Annotated in this window: 2 protein-coding genes; both read left to right on the top strand. The window is 41.1% G+C overall.

Features of this window, described 5'->3' with window-relative positions:
• Positions 1-46: 46 nt before the first annotated feature.
• A complete protein-coding gene (locus tag C7K08_RS15675; RefSeq protein ID WP_161955940.1) occupies positions 47-208 on the top strand; it encodes a hypothetical protein in 162 nt (53 codons plus the stop codon).
• A 116-nt stretch (positions 209-324) separates the two neighbouring features.
• A complete protein-coding gene (locus C7K08_RS15670; protein ID WP_161955939.1) occupies positions 325-477 on the top strand; it encodes a hypothetical protein in 153 nt (50 codons plus the stop codon).
• Positions 478-2,140 lie beyond the last annotated feature (1,663 nt).

Genomic DNA, 2,140 nt, shown 5'->3' with positions numbered 1-2,140 from the left:
GTTGTTTGGGGTTGTTGCTTGTTGCTAACCCCTTACAACTGAATAGATGACTAACGAACTCAACGATTTAGTGCCCGCTCAAGAGAAGTTGGAGTGGGTYACACCGAAGATTTCGCTGATGGATGCTGTGGATACTGAGAGCAAAGGTGCTTTTCTCAAAGATGAGCGCCTTCCGATAGGACCATTTAACAGCGGTCCATTATCTTGAAACTTTCGCTTAGTTACACCTGTTATCAATATTGTTGATAACATTTTGCTTCGTCATCAACTTCATAAGGGTTGTTTGGGGTTGTTGCTTGTTGCTAACCCCTTACAACTGAATAGATGACTAACGACCTTAAAGATTTAGTGCCTGCTCAAGAGAAGTTGGAATGGGTCACGCCGAAAATTTCGTTAATGGATGCGGGGGATACGGAAGGGAAATCGTACACTCAACCCATTGAAAATCCCCCAGGTTCCAATGCAGGGGTCTCCTGACCAATTATACCTCAAACCCCGCCATACCTACAAAAACCAATAACATCAACGGGTCTACAAAGACCCTTTCTTATTGCTTACTATCTCCCATTCTTCTTCCCATAAACTTCCCGTATAAGACCCAGTACCAACTCCTCAAGGTTGCGAAACTGCTTGTTAGTTTTCTGCAGGTCTTGGAGCATTGCTGCTTCTACTGGTGTGTTCAGGACAGTTGGCAGCATTTTTATTTACCTAAAGGAAGCAAAATGTAGGTTAGAGAAACCAAAAATCCTATTGACTGCTCATATCACGCCTTATGAGTATCAATCAACTCAAAGGTCTCATTTACCTCAAGTTCCACCAGAACCCGCTTTTGGCAGTCAATCTGGTGGATTATAAACTCATATGTCTCTGGTAGATGGTGGTTGAGGTTCTCCAGTTGGGTCTCAAGGTAATCTAATTTAGCAAGTATCTGTTGCTTATTTGATGTGAGCATATGCCTTCTCAATGATGGATGCCAAGAATGCTTCTGGTTTTTGGCGGTTTCTCTTTGCCACCTCAAGAAGCATTTGGTACTCAACGGGGTTTAGGAGCACTGATTTTTTCATTGGTGCTCTTCAAGCAGACCAGTAGGTGTCCTTAAGGTTAATGCTTCCTTTTTGATAAGGTATTTTATCAGGTCACTTTTATTCAACCTGTAGTGAGCACATAGAGCGTCTCTTGATTTCATTATATGTGCCTCGTGTTGCTTATAAGAAATCTGCTCTCTTAAGGGTTTACAGGGAAACGGAAAGGTCATATTGATTTACTTAAGGGTCTTGTATGTATTTAGGGTTCCTTCTGATTTAGCAGGTGCTGATAGAGTGACCGCTTAGACCGCATAAGAACCAAGAAGATACATTAGACCTTATACTTCTTTATGGTGTTTATAAAGGAGTTTCAGGTTAAATCCCTACGCTACGCTACGGGATTGTGCTACGCACGGGTTCAGGTGATATAAATACTTGAGGCAGATAAGAACCTTGAGGAAACAAAGGAACCTTATGAGTATCTACAACCTGCTCAAACCATAACATAGTTATATAGGCATTTGAGAACTTTAAGAAACTCATATGCCTTCAAAGAGCAACATACTCATTATACTCATATTCTGCTACTTTGTCAATACCTAAGGACTTKCAAGATATAGGATACTGGTGTATAATAAAGAGGCAAAACAAAAGCAATACGCCAATTATTATGAACTCAAGGAATACCAAAGAAAGCAATATTGACAAGAAATACAGAGAAATTATCTTCCAATATTCAATAGGGGATATTAAGGAATCAAAGAACACCAGAGTTCTTAAGTATGAGTTTCCCTGTCCTTTCTGCTCTGCTGGCAGGAAAGGAAGTAAGAAAAAAGTAAGGTGTTCTGCTTTGTTCTGGGTGGAGAATAGAGGGTGCTTTAGGTTCCAGTGTTTCAATGCTGGGTCTTATGAATGTAAGGTTACAATGGAGTTCCCAATGTTCTTGGAGCGATTTAACCCTGCTCTATTCCGCCAGTATCAATGGGAAAGGTTTCACGCTGGAACTACTGGTTGGCGGTGGAATTGTCCTCACCCTCCAGAGATACTAAACCTTATGGCAGGCAGTTGTAATGAGTAGGCATCTGTATATCACTGGTTGCATAGCGACTTATTAT

The sequence above is a fragment of the Synechococcus lacustris str. Tous genome, from assembly GCF_003011125.1.
Lineage (GTDB): Bacteria > Cyanobacteriota > Cyanobacteriia > PCC-6307 > Cyanobiaceae > Synechococcus_D > Synechococcus_D lacustris.
The sequence above is the reverse complement of the archived record's forward strand: the minus strand, read 5'-3'. Positions and strand labels throughout refer to the sequence as shown.

Coding starts and splice junctions, on each gene's coding strand:
- C7K08_RS15670 (WP_161955939.1), top strand. CDS start 325: ATGACTAACGACCTTAAAGATTTAGTGCCTGCTCAAGAGAAGTTGGAA.